Source organism: Streptomyces sp. NPDC001796, assembly GCF_042892355.1.
Taxonomy (GTDB): domain Bacteria; phylum Actinomycetota; class Actinomycetes; order Streptomycetales; family Streptomycetaceae; genus Streptomyces.
The window spans coordinates 39652-58516 of the sequence record NZ_JBIAUC010000010.1; the positions used below are offsets into that span (position 1 = coordinate 39652).

Sequence of the window (18865 nt, forward strand, 5' to 3'; positions counted from 1 at the left end):
ACTCGAGCAGCCGGGAGAGTCTGCCTACTTGAGCAGCCGGGACAGTCTGCGGTCCGCCAGCGGCTTGCCGCCCGTCTGGCAGGTCGGGCAGTACTGCAGCGAGGAGTCGCTGAAGGACACCTCGCGGATCGTGTCGCCGCACTCCGGGCAGGGCTCCCCGGTGCGGCCGTGGACCCGCAGGCCGGTCTTCTTCTCCGCCTTCAGGCGTCCGGCGGCCAGGCCGCGCGAACGCTCGACCGCCTCGGAAAGCGTCGTGCGCAGTGCGTCGTACAGGCCGTGCACTTCCTCCGGCGACAGCGACGAGGCCAGCTTGAACGGGGACATACGGGCGGCGTGCAGGATCTCGTCGCTGTAGGCGTTGCCGATGCCCGCGATCAGACTCTGGTCGCGCAGTGCGCCCTTGATCTGGCGCCGCTCGCCCGCGAGGAGCTCGGCGAGGCGCTGCTCGCCGAAGCCGTCGGCCAGCGGGTCGGGACCCAGACGGGCGATGCCCGGCACCTGGAGCGGATCACTGACGACGTACACCGCGAGCCGCTTCTGGGTGCCCGCCTCCGTCAGGTCGAATCCCTCCCCGGTCTCCAGCGCGACCCGCAGCGCGAGCGGGCCCTTGCCGGGGCGGGGTGCGCCGTCGGGCAGGCGGTCCTTCCACTGGAGCCAGCCGGCCCGGGCCAGGTGCGTCACGAAGTGCAGTCCGCCGGCGTCCAGGTCCACGAACTTGCCGTACCGGCCGACGGCGGTGACCTCGCGTCCCTCGAGGGCGGTGACCGGTGGGTCGTACGTCTTCAGGACACTGATCGCGACGGGCAGGACCCGGACCACCTCGTGGCCGACGAGACGGTCGGCGAGGAAGTCCTTGAGCGCTTCGACCTCGGGCAGTTCCGGCATGTGTCCAGGGTGCCACCCGCCACCGGCGTCGCCACCCGTCGCGTCGGTCAGCCGCGTTCCTGGACGGTGAACTCGCCCCATACGACCTTGCCGCCGCCGCGGGCCTCCACGCCCCACACGTCGGCGAGCCGGTCGACGAGCAGCAGGCCCCGGCCGGAGACCTCCGACTCGCCCGGGTCCCGGCGGCGGGGCAGGGCGCTGGAGGCGTCCTCGACCTCGAGGCGGAAGCGGCGGGCGTGGCCGGTGAGGACCCGCAGGGTGACGACGGCGGTGCCCTCGGTGTGCACGAGCACGTTGGTGATCAGCTCGTCGGCGACCAGTTCGATCTCGTCGGAGCGCTCGCCGGCGCCCCAGGTGCGCACGGCGGCGCGGATCATGTGGCGGGCGGCGGTGAGGGCTTCCGGGTCACCTGGCGGGACGTGCTGCCGGAGGCGGTCGCCGGACCGCCGGGTGAGCCCCCGGCGCCGGAGAAGGAGCAGGGCCACGTCGTCGTCGCCGCCCCGCTCCTCGGCCACGTCGATGAGCCGGTCGGCGAGGTCGCGCACATCGCCCGGGCCGCTGCATACCAGCTCCTGAAGGGTGTGCACGCCCTCGTCGAGGTCGGCGCCCGGCTCTTCGATCAGGCCGTCCGTGCACAGCACCAGGGTCTGGCCGGGGTCCAGCTCCACCGTGGTGACCGGGTACTCCAGACGGCCGAACTCGGCGGACAGCCCGAGCGGCAGGCCGCCCTCTACGGGCAGCCGCCGGCAGGCGCCGTCGGACAGTCTGAGCAGCGGATCGATATGGCCGGCGCGGACCAGCTGCACCACTCCGGTGGCCAGGTCGGCCTCGGCGTACAGGCAGGTCGCGAAGCGTTCGGTGTCGAGCTCCTTGAGGAAGACGGAGGCGCGCGCCATCACGGTGGCGGGCGGGTGGCCCTCGGCGGCGTAGGCGCGCAGGACGATGCGCAGCTGGCCCATGACGGCGGCCGCGTGGGTGTCGTGGCCCTGTACGTCACCGATGACGGCGCCGGCCCGGTCCCCGGGCAGCGGGATCAGGTCGTACCAGTCGCCGCCGATGTCCCGGCCGAGGGACGCCGAGCGGTAGCGGACGGCGACGTCGGCGCCGGGCACGCTGGGGATGGAGCGCGGCAGCATCGCCTGCTGGAGGCCCTGGGCGAGGTCCTTCTCCTGTTCGTAGAGCATGGCGCGTTGCAGGCTCTGCGCGATGCAGCTGCCGAGCGCGACGAGGACGTTGCGGTCGTCGGGGGTGAAGCCGCGCCGGTCGTCGTAGAGCAGGCCCATGGCGCCGATCGGGCGGGCCTGCGCGACGAGCGGCAGATAGGCGGCGGAGGTGATGCGCAGGTCCGTCAGGTGCGGCCACAGGACGGGGTAGCGCTCGGCGAACTCCTCCGGCGACTCGATGAACCGCGGCCGGAGGGTCCGTACCACCTCGCTCATCGGGTACGCCTCGTCGACGCGGGTGACCCGGGTACCGGGCACCGAGCTGCCCTCGGGGCCCTCGGCGACGATCCGGATGCGGCCCGCCTCCACCAGGCCCATGACGAGGCTGGCCGCACCCAGGTGGGTGAGGCCGTGACTGTCCTTGAGGACGTCGATGACGTCCTGGACGGTACGGGCGTGGGCGAGCGCGGCGGTGGTGGACTCGACGATGTCGGTCTGCCGGCGCAGCGCCTCGTCCTGGGCCAGCTGTTCCCTGCGGGCCAGCCCGTCGCGCAGTTCCTGGGTGGCGTCACGCACGATGCCGATGATCCGGCGCGGGCGGCCCGTCTCGTCGCGCCGGATGTATCCCTGGGTGTGGGTCCAGCGCAGGGTGCCGTCGCGGCAGCGGACGCGGAAGTAGGTGCCGTAGTTCTCGCTGCCGTCCTTGATGGCCCGGGACACCAGGGCGTCGACACGGCGGCCCTCGGACGGCGGAACGTGCGACCGCAGGCTCTCGGGGCGGCCGTCGTATTCCTCGGGGCGTACGTCGAAGATCTCGTGGGCCCGGGCGTCCATGTGGAACAGCCCGGTGTCCAGGTCCCAGTCGAAGCTGCCCATGCGGTTGAGCGCCAGGATCGGATCCGGGTGGGCGGGCCAGTCCTCCGGGAGTGACAGGGTGCTCCCTCCCCGATCAACCATGGGGCCACCATGCCAGGGATTGCCGGATTCTTCGACTTCTGCCGGCTCGGTCGTCCGGACCACGGCCCGGCGCCCCGGTACGGCCGAGCGGGCCGGGCCGCCGTCGGCGGGTTACGCAACCCGGGCCGAGGTGTACACGGTGTGACGGGCTGACCGGTTCGGCCGGGGGTACCGGGTGACACTGGAGGGAGAGGAGCGGTCGCCGTGGACTGGTTTGTCGCACCTGAGTACTGGCTGAGCCGACTGGTCTTCCAGCGGGCTCTGGCGGTGGTGTACCTCGTCGCCTTCCTGACCGCCGCTGTGCAGTTCCGGGCGCTGATCGGGGAGCGCGGCATGCTGCCCGTGCCGCGGTACGTCGCCCGGGTGCCGTTCAAACTGGCGCCCAGCGTCTTCCACTTCCACTACTCGGACCGCTTCTTCGCGGCCTGGTCGTGGGCGGGGTGCGCGGTGTCGGCGGCGCTGGTCGCCGGGGCCGACTCGCTGGTGCCGTTGTGGGCGGGGATGGTGCTGTGGCTGATCCCGTGGCTGCTGTACCTGTCGATCGTCAACGTCGGCCAGACCTGGTACTCCTTCGGCTGGGAGTCGCTGCTGCTGGAGGTCGGCTTCCTTGCGGTGTTCCTGGGCAACGACGAGGTGGCGCCGCCGATCGTGGTGCTGTTCCTGCTGCGCTGGATCCTGTTCCGCCTGGAGTTCGGCGCCGGGCTGATCAAGATGCGCGGGGACGCCTGCTGGCGGAAGCTGACCTGCCTGGACTACCACCACGAGACGCAGCCGATGCCGGGCCCGCTGAGCTGGTTCTTCCACCATCTGCCGAAGCCGCTGCACCGGGTGGAGGTGGCGGCCAACCACGTCACCCAACTGGTCGTCCCGGTCCTGCTGTTCACCCCGCAGCCGGTCGCGACGGCCGCCGCGTCCCTGATGATCGTGACGCAGCTGTGGCTGGTCCTCTCGGGCAACTTCTCCTGGCTGAACTGGATCACGATCGTGCTGGGCCTGTCGGCGGTCCTGTTCCCCACCACTGCCCCGAAGGTCTCCGCTGCTCCCCTGTGGTACGAGGTCCTGGTCCTGGCGGTCGGCGCGGGCCTGCTCGCCCTCAGCTACCAGCCGGTACGCAACATGATCTCCCGCGGCCAGATCATGAACCGCTCCTTCGACCCGCTGCACCTGGTCAACACCTACGGCGCGTTCGGCAGCGTCAGCCGGATCCGGTACGAGGTGGTGGTGGAGGGCACGGCGGACGACGTGCCGCGGGAGGACTCCGAGTGGCGGGAGTACGAGTTCAAGGGCAAACCGGGCGATCCACGGCACTGGCCGCGCCAGTTCGCCCCGTACCACCTGCGGCTCGACTGGCTGATGTGGTTCGCGGCGCTGTCCCCCGCGTACGCGGGGTCCTGGTTCGGCGGCCTGGTCGAACGGCTCCTGGAGAACGACCGCGACACCCTGAGGCTCCTGCGCCGCTCCCCCTTCCCCCCGGACGAGCCGCCGCGCTACATCCGGGCGCGCCTCTTCCGCTACCGGTACACGACGTGGCGTGAACTGCGGGAGACGGGGGCCTGCTGGCACCGCACCTACGTCCGCGAGTTCATGCCGCCCACCCGGCTGGCCGCGCCGGTGGCTCAGAGCCGGTAGACGCGGGTGGCGGTGTCCTCGAAGATCTGGTGGCGCTCGTCGTCGCGGAGGCCCCGCGTCAGCACCGCCGCCGTGTCCGACACGTCCGCGTACGACGCCGCCAGCGTGCAAACGGGCCAGTCCGAGCCGAACATCAGCCGGGACGGGCCGAAGGCGTCCACGACCGTGTCCGTGTAGGGGCGCAGGTCCTCCACCCGCCAGGTCTTCCAGTCCGCCTCCGTCACCATGCCCGACAGCTTGCAGACCGTGTTCGGCAGGGCGGCGAGGGCGCGGATGTGGGATGCCCACGGCTCCAGGGTTCCGGAGGCGATCGGGGGTTTGCCCAAGTGGTCCAGGACGAAGGTGAGTGCGGGGAGCGACTGAGCCGCCTTGACGCACGCCGGGAGCTGGTGGGGCAGCACCAGCAGGTCGTAGACCAGGCCGGCGTCCGCGACGGCGGCGAGGCCCCGACGTACGTCGGGACGCAGCAGCCACTCGGGGTCCGCCTCGCCCTGGACCTGGTGGCGGATGCCGCGCAGATACGACCCCCCGGGCAGCTCCCGCAGGCGGGCCAGCGTCTCCGCCACGTCGGCGCTCGTCAGGTCGGTCCAGCCCACGACGCCCGCGACGATCTCGTTGCGCTCCGCCAGGGCCAGGAACTCCGGCGTCTCCTCGGCCACGGTGACCGTCTGCACCAGTACGGTGCGGTCCACGCCGACCGGGCGGGCCTGACGTTCCAGGTCCGCGATCGTGAAGGTGCGGCGGATCGGCTCGAGTTCCGGGCCCGTGATCCAGTCCTGGTCGCGGACGGAGAGGTCCCACACGTGGTGGTGGGCGTCCACGCTCACGGCAGCTCCCAGACCACTGGCAGGCCCGCGTCCGCGCCTTCGGTCGAGTAGTCGTGCACCACGTCGAGCAGCTCCGCCATCCGTGCCTGCCAGGCGACGTTGACGGGCAGCCTCTCCAGCTCGGCCGGCAGACGCCCGTGGTCCTCGCACTCCAGCACGTGGAACAGGTCGGTTTCTCCCCCGAGCTCTCGGCTTCGCTCGCGCAGGGGGTACCCCCATCGCCAGATGGTCCAGGAGGTCGCTCCGGCGGCACGGATCGCTTCCGTGAGCTCCTTCGGCACTTCCCGGTGGGCGGCCTGGCACTCCTCGACGCGGTCGGCACGGACCTTGGTGTCCAGGGCGACTCTCATCACGGCTCCTCGGTGGGCACGGGGGCGTGCGGCGGCAGGAGGCCGGCCTCTCTCAGCTCCTGCCAGAATCCGGCCGGCACGGTCGCGGCGAACTGCTCGGCGCAGTCGCGCACCTCACCGGCCGAACGGGCGCCCACCAGTACGCTCGCCACGGCCGGGTGCGCGGAGCAGAACGCCAGGGCAGCGGCCCGCAGTGTGGTGCCGTGGCGCTCCGCCAGCGTCTTCAGGCGCAGAGCACGGTCGAGCAGCTCGTCGGGAGCCGTCGCGTAGTTGAACGTGGCGCCCGGACGCGGATCGGCCAGCAGGCCGGAGTTGAAGGCGCCGCCGACGACGACCGACACGCCGCGCTCGACGGCCGCGGGCAGCAGTTCGGTCAGGGCGCGCTGGTCGAGCAGGGTGTACCGGCCCGCGCACAGCACCACGTCCACGTCCGTCTCGCGCACGAACCGGGTCAGCATCTCGGCCTGGTTCATGCCGGCGCCGATCGCACCCACCAGGCCCTCGGAGCGCAGCTTCTCCAGCGTCGGGTAGCCCTCGCGGAACGCCTGCTCGGCGTGGTCGTCCGGGTCGTGCAGGTAGACCACGTCGACACGGTCCAGGCCGAGCCGTTCGAGGCCGGCCTCGAGGCCGCGTCGTACGCCGTCCGCGCTGAAGTCCCAGACGCGGCGGTGGGTGGCGGGTACCGCGAAGCCGTTCGCGAGGTCGTCGCCGCCGTCGTCCGTGGGCTCAAGCAGGCGGCCCACCTTGGTGGAGACCGTGTACGACGTGCGGGGGTGCTCGCGCAGGGCCGCGCCGAGGCGGCGTTCGGAGAGGCCGAGCCCGTAGTGCGGGGCGGTGTCGAAGTAGCGGATCCCGCTCTGCCAGGCGGCTTGGACCGCGTCGTAGGCCTGCTCCTCGCTCACCTCGGTGTAGAGGTTGCCGATGCCGGCGGCGCCGAAGGCCAGCGGGCTGACCTCGACGCCGCTCCGGCCGAGCGCGCTCACCGGCCCACCGGCCGCAGCCTGAGGCCCTGCATGCCGCCGTCCACGGCGAGCGCCGTGCCCGTGGTCGCGCCGGACAGGGGGCTCGCCAAGTAGGCGATGGCGCCCGCCACTTCGGTGGCCGTGACCAGGCGGCCGGTGGGCTGGCGGGCCTCCAGCGCCGCCCGTTCGGCGGCCGGGTCCGGGGCCGCGTCGAGGAGGCGGCCGATCCACGGCGTGTCGACCGTGCCGGGGTTCACGCAGTTGACGCGGATTCCCTCGCGGACGTGGTCGGCGGCCATGGCGAGGGTGAGCGAGTACACGGCGCCCTTGGTGGCGCTGTACAGGGCCCGCTGCGGCAGGCCCGCCGTGGCGGCGATGGAGCAGGTGTTGACGATCGCCGCGTGGGCGGACCTCCTCAGGTGCGGCAGCGCGGCGCGGCTCGTGCGGACGATGCCGAGGACGTTGACGTCGAACACCCGCCGCCACTGCTCGTCGTCGTTGTCCTCGACCGTGCCCTGGGCGCCGATGCCCGCGTTGTTGACCAGCACGTCCAGGCCGCCGAGGTCCGCGACGGCGGCGGCCACGGCGGCCCGTACGGACGCGTCGTCGGCCACGTCGGCCCGGTGGGCGAGCAGCGGCTTGCCGACCTGCGAGGGGTCGAGGTCCAGGACGGCCACCTCGGCCCCGCGCTCCGCCAGCAGCTCCGCGGTGGCCCGCCCGATGCCGGAGGCCCCGCCGGTCACCAGGGCCCTGAGGCCCTCGAAGTCGCTCATGCGGCCTGTCCCTTCTTGCCCTTGAGGTCGGCGGCCCAGAAGGTGCCGCCGGGGAACGTGTACTGCGCGAGGGACTCGGCCCGCATCGCGGCGGAGAAGCCCGGCGCGGCGGGTGCCGTGTAGTGCCCCTCGCGGATCACCACCGGGTCGAGGAAGTGCTCGTGCAGATGGTCCACGTACTCGATCATCCGGTCCTCGGTCGTGCCGGAGAGCGCGACGAAGTCGAACATCGACAGGTGCTGGACCAGCTCGCACAGCCCGACGCCGCCCGCGTGCGGGCACACCGGAACGCCGAACTTGGCGGCCAGCAGCAGGATCGCGAGGTTCTCGTTGACGCCGCCGACGCGGGCCGCGTCGATCTGGAGCACGTCGATCGCACCGGCCTGGAGGAGTTGTTTGAAGATGATGCGGTTCTGCACGTGTTCGCCGGTGGCGACCCTCACCGGGGCCACGGCCCTGCGGATCGCCGCGTGGCCCAGGATGTCGTCGGGGCTGGTCGGCTCCTCGATCCAGTACGGGTCGAACTCGGCGAGCGCCTTGGTCCAGGTGATCGCCTCGTCCACGTCCCAGCGCTGGTTGGCGTCGATGGCGATCCGCACGTCCGGGCCGACGACGGAGCGGGCGACCCGGCAGCGGCGCACGTCGTCGGCGAGGTCCGCGCCGACCTTCAGCTTGATCTGCCGGAAGCCGTCGGCGACGGCCTGCGCGGCGAGGCGGGTGAGCTTGTCGTCGGCGTAACCGAGCCAGCCGGCGGAGGTGGTGTAGGCGGGGTACCCCCGGGCCAGCAGGTGGGCGGCGCGCTCCTCGGCGCCCTGCTTGCCGCGCCGCAGCAGCTCCAGCGCCTCCTCGGGGGTGAGTGCGTCGGTGATGTAGCGGAAGTCGATCTGGCGGACCAGCCACTCGGGGTCGGCCTCGGCCAGCAGCCGCCACAGCGGCTTGCCGGCGCGCTGGGCGGCCAGGTCCCAGACGGCGTTGACGACCGCGCCGATCGCCATGTGCATCACGCCCTTCTCGGGGCCCAGCCATCGGAGCTGGCTGTCGCCGATCAGGGCGTGGAACACCGAGCCGGGATCCGCGCACACCTCGTCCACGCTCCGCCCGACCACGTGTCCGCGCAGCGCCTCGATCGCGGCGACCTGCACCTCGTTGCCCCGCCCGATGGTGAACGTGAGCCCGTGCCCCTCCAGGCCGTCCGCGGCGTCCGTGCGCAGCACCAGGTAGGCGGCAGAGTAGTCGGGGTCGGGGTTCATCGCGTCGGAGCCGTCGAGCTCGCGCGATGTGGGGAAACGGATGTCGAAGGTGTCGATCCCGGTGATACGGGCGGCAGTTGGGGACACGGGAGGCCTTTCGGTCCGGGACACAAGGTCGCACACGAGGGCGTGCGTCGTACGGCGCTGTACGACAACGAAGCAGGTCAGTCCTGGGCACGGCCCGTCGTCACCCGGGCGATCATCAGGGCGACGAGGATGATTCCGCCGTAGATGGCCTGGATCCAGAACGACGGCACCTGGGCGAGGGTGAGCAGGTTCTGCACGACACCCAGCAGGAGCACACCGGTGAGGGCGCCGAGCATCGTGCCCTTGCCGCCGTCCAGGCTGATGCCGCCGATGACGGCCGCCGCGAACACCGTGAAGATCATGTTCTGGCCCTGGTTGGCGCTGATCGCGCCGACGTACCCGGTCTGCATGATCCCGCCGACGGAGGCGAGGAGGCCCGCGACCACGAACACGCCGAGCATCACCCGCTCGACGCGGATGCCGGCCGCGCGGGCCGCGTCCGCGTTGCCGCCGATCGCGTAGAGCGCGCGTCCGACGCGGTGGTAGCGCAGGACGAGCCCGGTGACCGCGAAGGCGGCCGCGGCCAGCCACACGGACATCGGCACGCGCAGGAAGGTGGTGGTGGCCAGGGTGAAGAAGGCGTCGGGCATGCCGAACAGCGTCTTGCCCTTGGTCGCGCCGACCAGCAGACCGCGCAGGACGATCAGCATCGCGAGCGTGACGATGAACGCGTTGAGCTTGAACTTGACCACCAGGATGCCGTTGAAGGCACCGATGGCCGCGCCGACGACGAGGATCGCGACCAGCGCGAGGGCGGCGGGCCACCGGGTGCCCCAGCCCGACTGGGCGGCGGGCAGGACGAGCAGGGCGCCCACGGCCGGGGCGATGCCGACCACGGACTCGAGGGACAGGTCGAACTTGCCGGTGATCAGGACGAGCGACTCGGCGAGCACGACCATCGCGAGGGCAGCGGACGCGCCGAGGATGGAGATGATGTTGCGTTCGGTGAGGAAGGAGTCGTTGACGAACGCGCCGAGCACCATCAGCAGCACCAGGGCCGGGAGCAGGGCGAGTTCGCGGGCCCGGCGGAGCAGGACGGCCTTGGCCGAGCGGGCGTCCGGGACCGGGAGGGGGGTGAGCGGCGGGGCCTTGGTGTCAGCCATGGTCCACTCCTTCGATGGAGGCGATCAGCTCGTGGTCGTGCCAGCCCGCCGGGTGCTCGGCGACGATCCGGCCGTGGAAGAGGACGAGGACGCGGTCGCAGCGGCGCAGGTCGTCGAGTTCGTCGGAGACGACGAGCACGGCGGTGCCGTCCTCTCGGGCGCTGTCCACCCGGGACAGCAGGGACTCCTTGGACTTGACGTCGACACCCGCGGTGGGGTTGATCAGGACCAGCAGGCGCGGGTCGGAGGCCAGAGCGCGGGCCATGACCACCTTCTGGGCGTTGCCTCCGGACAGGTCGGAGACGGGCTGGTCGGGTCCCTCGGCGTGGATGTCGAGGCGTTCGATGAGGCCGGTGGCGAAGCCGCGTTTGCGCCGGGTGCCGACGAACCCGTGGCGGCCCAGGCGGTCCAGGACGCTCATGGTGGCGTTGTCGCCCACGGACATGCCGTGGACGAGGCCCTGTTCGTGGCGGTCGCGGGGTACGCAGCCGACGCCGGCCCTGAGCGCCGCCTGCACGTCGCCGAACGGCAGCGGCCGGCCGTCGAGCCGGGCCGTGCCACCGCCCGGGGTGTGCAGTCCGGCCAGGGTCTCGGCGAGTTCGATCTTGCCGCTGCCGCTGGAGCCGGCGAGTCCGACGACCTCTCCATGGCGGACGGTGAGGTCGATGTCCCGGTACGCCTGGCCGGTGAGCCCCTGGGCTTCGAGGGCGACGGGTGCGTCGTCCACGACCGCGTCCCGCACGGCCGTCGCGCGTTCGGCGACGGCCTCCCCGGCCATGGCCTCCACCAGGGCCGCGCGCGGCAGGTCGGCGACCGGGGCGGTGGTGATCCAGCGGGCGTCGCGCAGCACCGTGACGGTCTGGCAGACCTCGTAGACCTCCTGGAGGTGGTGGGAGATGAACAGGAAGGTGACACCGGAGTCCTGGAGGGCGCGCATCCGCGTGAACAGGCGCTCGATCTCCCGGTTGTCGAGCTGGGCGGTCGGTTCGTCGAGGACGATGAACCGGGCGCCGAAACTGAGCGCCCGGGCGATCTCAACCATCTGGCGGTCCTCGACCTTGAGGTCGGCGGTGCGGGCCTCCGGGTCCACGTGCACGTCCCAGGTGGCGAGGACCTCGGCGGCCTCGGCCTTCAGTTTCCGCCAGCTGATGAGGCCGCCGCGCCCGGTGGGCTGCCGGTTGATGAGCAGGTTCTCGGCGACCGTCAGTTCGGGGACGACCGTGGGCTTCTGGTACACGCAGGCGACCTTGCGGCGCCAGGCGTCGCGGTCGGCGAGCGGGGGTGCGGGCTCGCCGTCGAAGCGGACCGTGCCCTCGTCGGGTGCCTGGAGTCCGGTGAGGACGTTGACCAGTGTGGACTTGCCGGCGCCGTTGCGGCCGACGAGGGCGTGGGACTCGCCGGGGAGCACGGTGAGCTGTCCGTCCTGTAGGGCGACCGTGGGGCCGTACCGCTTGACGATGCCCCTCGCCTCGACCAGTGGGGTGCTCATTTGACCGTGTTGCCCCAGAGCTTGGGGTCGTCGACGTTGTCCTTGGTGACCAGCGGGGCCGGCAGCTGGTCCTCCAGGATGCCGTTCGGCAGCTTGACGATGGTGGAGTCGTGGTCGGTGGGGCCGGGCGTGAACGTCTTTCCCTCCATCGCGGCCTTGATGTAGTACATGCCGTACTTGGCGTAGGCGTCCGCGGGCTGCGAGACGGTGGCGTCGATCTCGCCCTTGCGGATGGCGTCGAACTCCTGCGGGATGCCGTCGTTGGACACGATGACGATGTGGCCGTTCTGGCCCGCCGTCTTCAGCATGTTCTTGGACTTCAGGGTCTGCAGGGTGGGCGCGAGGTAGACGCCGCCCGCCTGCATGTAGATGCCCTTGATGTCGGGGTTGGCGTTGAGCAGGGTGTCAAGCTTGGAGGCCGCGGTGTCGGACTCCCACTTGGCGGGGACCTCGAGGACCTTCAACTTGGGGTACTTCTTCTTGACGCAGGAGCGGAACGCCTCGGACCGGTCACGGCCGTTGACGGACGCGAGGTCGCCCATGATCTGCACGACCTTGCCGCTGGTGACGTGCTGTCCGAGGTAGTCGCACGCCTTCTCGCCGTACGCGACGTTGTCGGCGCGCACCACCATCGCGACCTTGCCCTTGTCCGGCGCCACGTCGACGGCCACCACGGGGACGCCCTTGCGTTCCGCCTGGTCGAGGCCCGCCTCGATGGCGGCGCTGTCCAGCGGGGCGACGACCAGGCCCTTGACGCCCTGGTTGAGCTCGTTGTTGATGTCGGTGATCTGCTGCGAGGGGTCGCTGTTGGAGTTGACGGTCTTCAGGGCGTCGACCCCCTCGGACTTCGCCATCTTGGGCACGTAGTCGTTGTACGACTGCCAGAACGGCGACGTCAGCAGGGGCAGGATCACCCCGACCTTGCCGGTGCCGTCGCCGCCGGCGCCGGCCGCGCCGGTGTCCTTGGTGCTGCCGCACGCGGCGAGCACGAGTGAGGCGCCGACGGCGAGGGCCGCCGCGCCGATGATCCGGGGCCTGTTCCGCTTCCTCAGTGTTCTGCCGGGCATCTGGCAGCTCCTCGTTGAGCGAGTTTCGAGCAGATGCCCGCATACTTATCAGACCACTCGCCCACCAGAACACCCCTCGACAGCATATTTTCCCGCTTCCAGGCCGTAGTGGTCAGACCACCCTGGTGGTTAGACTGCGACGCACCCGGTGACTGGAGGAGTGGCGTGGACGAGACAGCCCCGTACAAGGGCACCGTGACGCAGCGCGCCATCGAGCAGATCAAGGGGATGATCGCCGAGGGCCGGCTCGAGCCGGGCCAGCGCCTGCCGACGGAACGCGACCTCGCGGCACAGCTCGGGATCTCGCGCAGTTCGATGCGGGAGGCGATCCGCGCGCTCACGGTCCTCGGCGTGCTGGAGGCCCGGCACGGCTCGGGCATCTACGTCACCCAGCTCGAGGCCGGGGACCTCCTGGAGACCTTCGGCGTGGTGGCCGATCTCTCGCGCGGGCAGCGCCTGGTGGAGCTGCTGGAGGTGCGCCGGGTCCTGGAGTCGACGGCGACGGCGCTGGCGGCCGCCCGTATCACCGACGGCCAACTCGCCGAGGTGGAGGAGCACCTGGCGGCGATGAACGCGACGGACGATCCGGAGGAGATCCTCGCGCACGACCTCGCCTTCCACCGGGAGATCGCTGTCGCGGCGGGCAACGAGACGATGGCGGCGATCCTGGAGGGACTGTCCTCGCGGACGTTCCGTGCCCGGGTGTGGCGCGGCTATGAGGAAGAGGGGGCGTTCGCACGCACCCGCCGCGAGCACGCGGCGATCCACCGCGCCCTGGCCGCGCACGACCCGGAGGCGGCCCGGGCGGCGGCCGCCGCGCACGTCGGCGAGGTGGAGGAGTGGCTGCGCAGCCAGCTGCCCTCCTGAACGGCACATGTGCGGCGACGCTGTCTAGCGGTGCGGCTCCGGCGGCTCGTTGTCCAGTCCCAGATCGGCCTCGACGTCGTAGCCGACCGCGCCATGGCCCACCGTGGGATGCGCCATGTCGGCGCCCAGGTCGAAGCCGGCGTCTTCCGCGGCACGCTCCAGCTCTTCCTCCTCGCGACGCCGGACGGCGTCCCTGTGGTGCTCGTTCATCCGTTGGACAACACCCCGGACGCCGTGGTGGTGGTCCTCGGGGGCATCGGCTTCGCTCATGGCCCACATGTTCGGCGTGCGCACGGAGTCCCGGCAACGGTCCGCGAACGGCGAGCGGCGAACTCCGCACGCTCAGGCAAGGACTGTGCAGTCCTGGACCACTGCCCCTGCCCGCAATCTGCGAGAAGGACAGCACGCACGTGGAAGGAGCGCACGTGGCCGACGCAGCGACAACTCCAACGGCAACAACATCTGGGCCGGCACCAAGAACCCGGACCTGACCTGGCAGTGGGTTTCCTACGTGGGCTCCGAGTCCTGCCAGTCGAAGGCTTCGCAGACAGGTACATTCTTCCCGTCGATCCCGGCCGCCATGGACTCCTCGGCCAAGGCGCCGGCCGCCAGGGGTGTGGACCTGTCCGTCTTCACCGACATGATGAAGAACAAGGTCCTCCACCCCTCCCCGGTCTACGGCAACGGCACCGCCCTGCAGGACGCGCTGGAGCCGTTGTTCGAGGCGTACTTCGCCGGCCAGAAGGACGACTCCGTGTTCACGGACATGCGGGACAAGAGCAGGACGCTGCTCGCGAAGAGCTGACCCACCGAAGGCAACCGGTTGTCCGGGCGCCGGACGCGGCCCACGACCAGGGTCCGTCCGGCGGGCCGGGCCATGAAAGGACTCTGCATGCCCGACACCACCGCGCGGATCCTGGCTCTGCGCGCGGCCGGCACCTCACTCGTCGTCGAGCTCGCCGAGCCGGTGCCCAGAGTCCTGCACTGGGGAGCCGACCTGGGCGACCTGTCGGAGGCCGGCCTGACTGCGCTCGCCCTGACCGGTGAGCCCGCCGTGCTGAACAACTCCATCGACATCCCGCGCCGGTTCACCGTCTGGCCCACCGAGGCGGACGGCTGGTCCGGCACCCCGGCCCACCAGGGCCATCTGGCCGGTACCGCCGCCGCGCCGCGGCTCAGCCTGGCCGGAGCGTCGTACCGCCCGCACGCCGAGGGCGGGGAGCTGTCCCTGGACCTCACCGACCCCGGAGCCGGACTCGACGTCACCGTCACCTACCGCCTGGAGCCCTCCGGCGTCCTGGGCGTGCGGACGCGGATCGGCCGCTGGCCGGACGCCGCCCCGGAGCCGTACGACCTCGCGCAGGTCACCACGATGCTGCCGCTGCCCCGCCGGGCCGCGGAGATCCTGGACTTCACCGGCAAGTGGAGCCGGGAGCGCTCCCCGCAGCGCCGCCCGCTGGGCTTCGGCACGTACGCCCGCGAGGTGCGGCGCGGCAAACCCGGTCTGGACTCGCCCTACCTGGTGACGGTCGGCGTGCCGGGGTTCGGTTTCCGCCAGGGCGAGGTGTGGGGAGTGCACCTCGCCTGGAGCGGTGACCAGCGGTATCTGGTCGAGCAGCTGCCGGAGGGAGCGGGCACCCATGCCGCGGTCCTCGGCGGCGGGGAGCTGCTGCGGCCCGGGGAGATCCGACTCGCCCCCGGTGAGTCGTACACCACGCCGGTGTGCCACTTCACCTGGTCCGACCAGGGCCTCGACGGACTCGCGGACCGTTTCCACACCCTGTTGCGGGCCCGGCCCGCCCATCCGCGCACCCCCCGCCCGCTGATCCTCAACAGCTGGGAGGCGGTGTACTTCGACCACGATCTGGACCGGCTGCTGCGGCTGGCCGACAAGGCCGCCGAGGTCGGTGTCGAGCGTTTCGTGCTCGACGACGGCTGGTTCCGCGGTCGCCGCTCGGACAACGCCGGGCTGGGCGACTGGACGGTGGACCCGGTGGTGTGGCCCGAGGGGCTGACGCCGCTGGTGGACCATGTGCGCTCGCTCGGCATGGAGTTCGGGCTGTGGGTCGAGCCCGAGATGGTCAACCTGGACTCCGACCTGGCCAGGGAACACCCCGACTGGGTCCTCGGCCCGGCGCGCGGCGTCGGCCCGTCCTCCCGGCACCAGCACGTCCTGGACCTGGCCAACCCGCAGGTGTGGGACTACCTGCTGGGCGCGCTGGACGTCCTGGTGGAGAAGTACGGCATCGCCTATCTGAAGTGGGACCACAACCGGGAGCTCCACGAGGCCGTGCACGGCGGCGCCGACCGCCCGGTCGCGCACGCCCAGGTCCTCGCGCTGTACCGGCTGATCGACGCCCTCAAGGATCTCCACCCCGGGCTGGAGATCGAGAGCTGCGCCAGCGGCGGCGGCCGGATCGACCTGGGCATCCTGGCCCGCACGGACCGGGTGTGGGCCTCGGACTGCAACGACCCGGTGGAGCGGCAGATGATCCAGCGGTGGACGGCGCAACTGCTGCCGCCGGAGCTGGTCGGCGCCCATGTCGGCTCCGGCACCAGCCACACCACCGCCCGGGTCAGCTCCGACACCTTCCGGCTGACCACGGCCCTGTTCGGGCATGCCGGCATCGAACAGGACATCACCCGGTGCACCCCCGAGGAGCTCGCCCGGCTCACCGCCTGGGCCGCGCTCTACCGCGAACTGCGCCCCTTGCTGCACGGCGGCCGCACGGTCCGCGCCGACCTCGCCGGCGACGCGACCCTGCTGCACGGTGTCGTGGCGCACGACGGCGCGGCCGCGCTGTACTGCTGGGCCCGGGTGGCCACCTCGCCCGAGGGGCAGTCCGGGCGGGTGCAGCTCCCCGGACTCGCCGCCGAGGACACCTACCGGGTACGGGTCCGTACCGAGCTGGGGCTGCCGTCCCTCCACCAGACCTCCGGGCCGGCGTGGCTGACCGCCGCGCTGGGTGACTGGCTGACGCTGCCCGGTGCGGTGCTCACGGTGGCCGGACTGCCCATGCCCAACCTCAACCCGGACCAGGCGCTGCTGCTGGAGGTGCGGCGGAACGACCAGTGACAGGGACGGGTCGTCCGAGGGTGACCCTGGTGACAGCTCTCCCCCGGGCTCTCGACGTGGCGCCGCCCGCACGGCACAGTTCTGCTCGTACTCGCCAGTACGCTCATGCGCCAACCACGCCGAGCACCGACAGGGAGCGCCCGTGACCAGCTGGGTCGGCCGGACCGCCGCCGAGATCGCCGCCGCCGTACGGGAGAAGCGGGTCACCCCGCGGGAGGTGGTGGCGGAGCACCTCGCGCGGATCGAGGAGCTGGACGGCCGCGTCGGCGCCTTCCGCCGGGTCCGCACGGAGGCGGCGCTCGCCGAGGCCGACGAGGTCGCGGAGCGCGACGATCTGGCCGATCTGCCGCTGGCGGGCGTTCCCGTCGCGGTCAAGGACAATCTGGCGGTGCGCGGCGAGTCGACCCGCAACGGCTCGGCCGCGACCCCCGACACGCCCGCCGAGCGGGACCATCTCACGGTGGCCCGGCTGCGCGCGGCGGGCGCGGTGGTGGTGGGTCTGACCAACGTGCCGGAGCTGTGCGTCTTCGGCACCACGGAAGGGGTGCACGGGACCGCCCGGAACCCGTGGGACCTGACGCGCACGGCGGGAGGCTCCTCCGGCGGCAGTGCGGCGGCGGTGGCCGCCGGGATGGTGCCGGTCGCGCTCGGCAACGACGGGATGGGGTCGCTGCGCATCCCGGCCGCGAACTGCGGCCTCGTCGCCGTCAAGCCCGGCCACGGCGTGATCCCCGCGGGCATCGGCAACGGTGACTGGTTCGGCATGTCCGAGAACGGCCCGCTGGCGACGACGGTCGAGGACGCACGGCTGATGTTCGGCGTCCTGGCGGGGACGGGCGAGGATCAGGCTTCGGGAACCGCGAGGCGCAGGATCGCGTTCTCCCTGCGCAGTCCCCTGCTCGGTGTCACGGTGAGCCGCCCGTACGCGGACGCGGCCCGCGCGGCTGCCGCACTGCTGTCGAGGGCGGGTCACGACGTGCGTCCGGACGAGCCGCCGTACCCCTGGTGGCTGGGCACGACGTCGCTGGCGCACTGGACGGCTGGTACGGCGGTGGACGCGGATGGCCTCGACCCGCGGCGGCTGGCCCGGCGCACCCGGGTGCACGCGGCGGTGGGGCGGCGTTTCGTCGGGAGCGTGCGGTCCGGAGACCGCCGCGGGCAACTGCGCCGGCTCCTCGAACCGTTCTTCGCCGCGCACGACGTGCTGCTCACGCCGGCGCTCGCCCGTCGCGGCCCGGTCGCCGGTTCCTGGCACGAGCGCGGCTGGCTGCGGAACGTGCTGGCGAACACCGCCTACTCCCCCATGACCCCGCCGTGGAACCTCACGGGCTGGCCGGCGATGTCGGTCCCGTTCGGCACCCTTCCGAACGGCGCGCCCTGCGCGGTGCAGTTGGTGGGACGGCCGGGCTCGGAGCAGGAACTGCTGGCGGTGGCAGGCCAGTTGGAGTCCCTGCGGCCCTGGCGGCGCACCGCCCCGCTGGGCCGGGGCGGTGCCACACGCTCCGAGCCGGCCGGTTGAGCACCCGTTCTACTGGTTGGACTTCGCGACGCTGATGTCACCGAGCGCCGACTCCGGGTCCCGCTCGATGGCCAGGTCGCCGAGGGACACGATGCCCACGGGCTCCCCGTTCTCGACGACCGGGACACGGCGCACGGAGTGCTCGCGCATCAGCCGTACCGCGCGGTCCAGTTCGTCCTCGGGGCTCACGGTGACCAGGTCGCCGCTGCACGCGCGATCCACCGTGGTCTCCCGCGGGTCCGCTCCCTCGGCGACCGTGCGCACCACCAGGTCGCGGTCGCTGACCAGCCCGCGCAACCGGTCGCCCTCCGTCACGAGGACCGCGCCGATGTTCTGGTCGCGCATCACCTGGGCCACGGTCGCCACCGAGGTCCGCGGTTCGACCGTCACGGGTGCGGCGGTCATGATGTCGCGTACGTGCTGGGCCATCATGTCTCCCTTCGCGCATTGCTGCGGTGCCGGTCACCGCGCTCGGCCGCCGGGTACCCGGCGAACCCGACGCCTCACCCGGTCGTTTCGGCCGGTACGCGGGGGGGTGTTCCGCAGAAAGGGCGGCACACGTCACCCCGGCCCGTTTCCCCACGCCGTCCCTGGGGACTCGGTCAGCAAGCGCCGTGAGGCCCCGGTGAGATGGGGCCCGGCGCTCGAGGACGCAGAAGGAAGATGAACTGTCGTGACCGCACAGCCGAGTGAGAAGCCCGTCGTCCGCCCGCCCGAGACCGGTTGGGCGCAGGCCCGCCGCCTGCGCGACAACCGCCTGCGCACCTGTGTGCCGGCCGTCGACGACGGGAAGAGGCCCTGGCCGCGCCGCGGCCCGGAGGGAAACATCGTCCGGGGCGAGGACTGAGGGCCGAGGAACGA

Annotated in this window: 18 protein-coding genes; 6 read left to right on the forward strand and 12 right to left on the reverse strand. The window is 72.0% G+C overall.

What is annotated here, in order from left to right:
- Window positions 1-24: 24 nt before the first annotated feature.
- Both ACFYZE_RS21290 and ACFYZE_RS21295 read right to left on the reverse strand, forming a co-directional pair.
- Window positions 25-885 carry an Fpg/Nei family DNA glycosylase gene (locus ACFYZE_RS21290; protein ID WP_388996171.1) on the reverse strand — a complete coding sequence of 287 codons (861 nt, stop codon included), beginning with the start codon at window positions 883-885 and terminating at the stop codon, window positions 25-27.
- Window positions 886-932: 47 nt separating this feature from the next.
- Complete coding sequence (locus tag ACFYZE_RS21295; RefSeq protein ID WP_388996174.1) at window positions 933-3005, reverse strand: SpoIIE family protein phosphatase; 2073 nt, start codon at window positions 3003-3005, stop codon at window positions 933-935.
- 204 nt (window positions 3006-3209) lie between these two features.
- Between ACFYZE_RS21295 and ACFYZE_RS21300 the strand changes: the two genes are divergently transcribed.
- Window positions 3210-4634 carry a lipase maturation factor family protein gene (locus ACFYZE_RS21300; RefSeq protein ID WP_388996176.1) on the forward strand — a complete coding sequence of 475 codons (1425 nt, stop codon included), beginning with the start codon at window positions 3210-3212 and terminating at the stop codon, window positions 4632-4634.
- Here ACFYZE_RS21300 and ACFYZE_RS21305 read toward each other — a convergent pair.
- From ACFYZE_RS21305 to ACFYZE_RS21340, 8 genes are all read right to left on the reverse strand, one after another.
- Window positions 4622-5461 (reverse strand): amidohydrolase family protein, encoded by an 840-nt coding sequence (locus tag ACFYZE_RS21305; protein ID WP_388996179.1) that lies wholly within the window; start codon window positions 5459-5461, stop codon window positions 4622-4624. The two genes, ACFYZE_RS21300 and ACFYZE_RS21305, sit on opposite strands and share 13 nt — an antisense overlap.
- A complete protein-coding gene (locus ACFYZE_RS21310; RefSeq protein ID WP_388996181.1) occupies window positions 5458-5811 on the reverse strand; it encodes an L-rhamnose mutarotase in 354 nt (117 codons plus the stop codon). Before ACFYZE_RS21310 ends, ACFYZE_RS21305 begins: the two co-directional genes overlap by 4 nt.
- Window positions 5811-6794: an aldo/keto reductase gene (locus tag ACFYZE_RS21315; protein WP_388996184.1), complete on the reverse strand. Its 984-nt coding sequence runs from the start codon at window positions 6792-6794 to the stop codon at window positions 5811-5813. Before ACFYZE_RS21315 ends, ACFYZE_RS21310 begins: the two co-directional genes overlap by 1 nt.
- Window positions 6791-7546: an SDR family NAD(P)-dependent oxidoreductase gene (locus ACFYZE_RS21320; protein ID WP_388996187.1), complete on the reverse strand. Its 756-nt coding sequence runs from the start codon at window positions 7544-7546 to the stop codon at window positions 6791-6793. The genes ACFYZE_RS21315 and ACFYZE_RS21320 overlap by 4 nt, the downstream gene beginning before the upstream one ends.
- Window positions 7543-8883 (reverse strand): L-fuconate dehydratase, encoded by a 1341-nt coding sequence (locus ACFYZE_RS21325; protein WP_388996190.1) that lies wholly within the window; start codon window positions 8881-8883, stop codon window positions 7543-7545. The genes ACFYZE_RS21320 and ACFYZE_RS21325 overlap by 4 nt, the downstream gene beginning before the upstream one ends.
- Before the next feature lie 77 nt (window positions 8884-8960).
- Window positions 8961-9986, reverse strand: a complete 1026-nt coding sequence (locus ACFYZE_RS21330) for an ABC transporter permease (RefSeq protein WP_388996193.1) — start codon at window positions 9984-9986, stop codon at window positions 8961-8963.
- The gene (locus tag ACFYZE_RS21335; protein WP_388996195.1) at window positions 9979-11475 is read right to left on the reverse strand and encodes a sugar ABC transporter ATP-binding protein; all 1497 of its coding nucleotides are present in this window, start codon (window positions 11473-11475) and stop codon (window positions 9979-9981) included. Before ACFYZE_RS21335 ends, ACFYZE_RS21330 begins: the two co-directional genes overlap by 8 nt.
- The gene (locus ACFYZE_RS21340; RefSeq protein WP_388996197.1) at window positions 11472-12542 is read right to left on the reverse strand and encodes a sugar ABC transporter substrate-binding protein; all 1071 of its coding nucleotides are present in this window, start codon (window positions 12540-12542) and stop codon (window positions 11472-11474) included. The genes ACFYZE_RS21335 and ACFYZE_RS21340 overlap by 4 nt, the downstream gene beginning before the upstream one ends.
- 165 nt (window positions 12543-12707) lie before the next feature.
- Here ACFYZE_RS21340 and ACFYZE_RS21345 point away from each other — a divergent pair, with 165 nt between their 5' ends.
- A complete protein-coding gene (locus ACFYZE_RS21345) occupies window positions 12708-13409 on the forward strand; it encodes a FadR/GntR family transcriptional regulator (protein ID WP_388996200.1) in 702 nt (233 codons plus the stop codon).
- A gap of 24 nt (window positions 13410-13433) precedes the next feature.
- Here ACFYZE_RS21345 and ACFYZE_RS21350 read toward each other — a convergent pair whose 3' ends face one another.
- A complete protein-coding gene (locus ACFYZE_RS21350) occupies window positions 13434-13679 on the reverse strand; it encodes a hypothetical protein (protein ID WP_388996203.1) in 246 nt (81 codons plus the stop codon).
- Between ACFYZE_RS21350 and ACFYZE_RS21355 the strand changes: the two genes are divergently transcribed.
- The 3 genes from ACFYZE_RS21355 to ACFYZE_RS21365 all read left to right on the forward strand — a co-directional run bounded on the left by ACFYZE_RS21355 (window position 13678) and on the right by ACFYZE_RS21365 (window position 18004).
- Window positions 13678-14214, forward strand: a complete 537-nt coding sequence (locus ACFYZE_RS21355) for a hypothetical protein (RefSeq protein WP_388996205.1) — start codon at window positions 13678-13680, stop codon at window positions 14212-14214. The genes ACFYZE_RS21350 and ACFYZE_RS21355 overlap by 2 nt on opposite strands.
- A gap of 87 nt (window positions 14215-14301) precedes the next feature.
- Window positions 14302-16485, forward strand: a complete 2184-nt coding sequence (locus tag ACFYZE_RS21360; RefSeq protein WP_388996208.1) for an alpha-galactosidase — start codon at window positions 14302-14304, stop codon at window positions 16483-16485.
- A 142-nt stretch (window positions 16486-16627) separates the two neighbouring features.
- Window positions 16628-18004 (forward strand): amidase, encoded by a 1377-nt coding sequence (locus tag ACFYZE_RS21365; protein ID WP_388996211.1) that lies wholly within the window; start codon window positions 16628-16630, stop codon window positions 18002-18004.
- 9 nt (window positions 18005-18013) lie between these two features.
- Here the strand turns inward: ACFYZE_RS21365 and ACFYZE_RS21370 are convergent, their stop codons facing one another.
- Window positions 18014-18433 (reverse strand): CBS domain-containing protein, encoded by a 420-nt coding sequence (locus tag ACFYZE_RS21370; RefSeq protein WP_388996691.1) that lies wholly within the window; start codon window positions 18431-18433, stop codon window positions 18014-18016.
- 244 nt (window positions 18434-18677) lie between these two features.
- On the opposite strand from ACFYZE_RS21370, the gene ACFYZE_RS21375 reads away from it, so the two are divergent.
- Window positions 18678-18851 carry a hypothetical protein gene (locus ACFYZE_RS21375; protein ID WP_388996215.1) on the forward strand — a complete coding sequence of 58 codons (174 nt, stop codon included), beginning with the start codon at window positions 18678-18680 and terminating at the stop codon, window positions 18849-18851.
- Window positions 18852-18865: the final 14 nt, after the last annotated feature.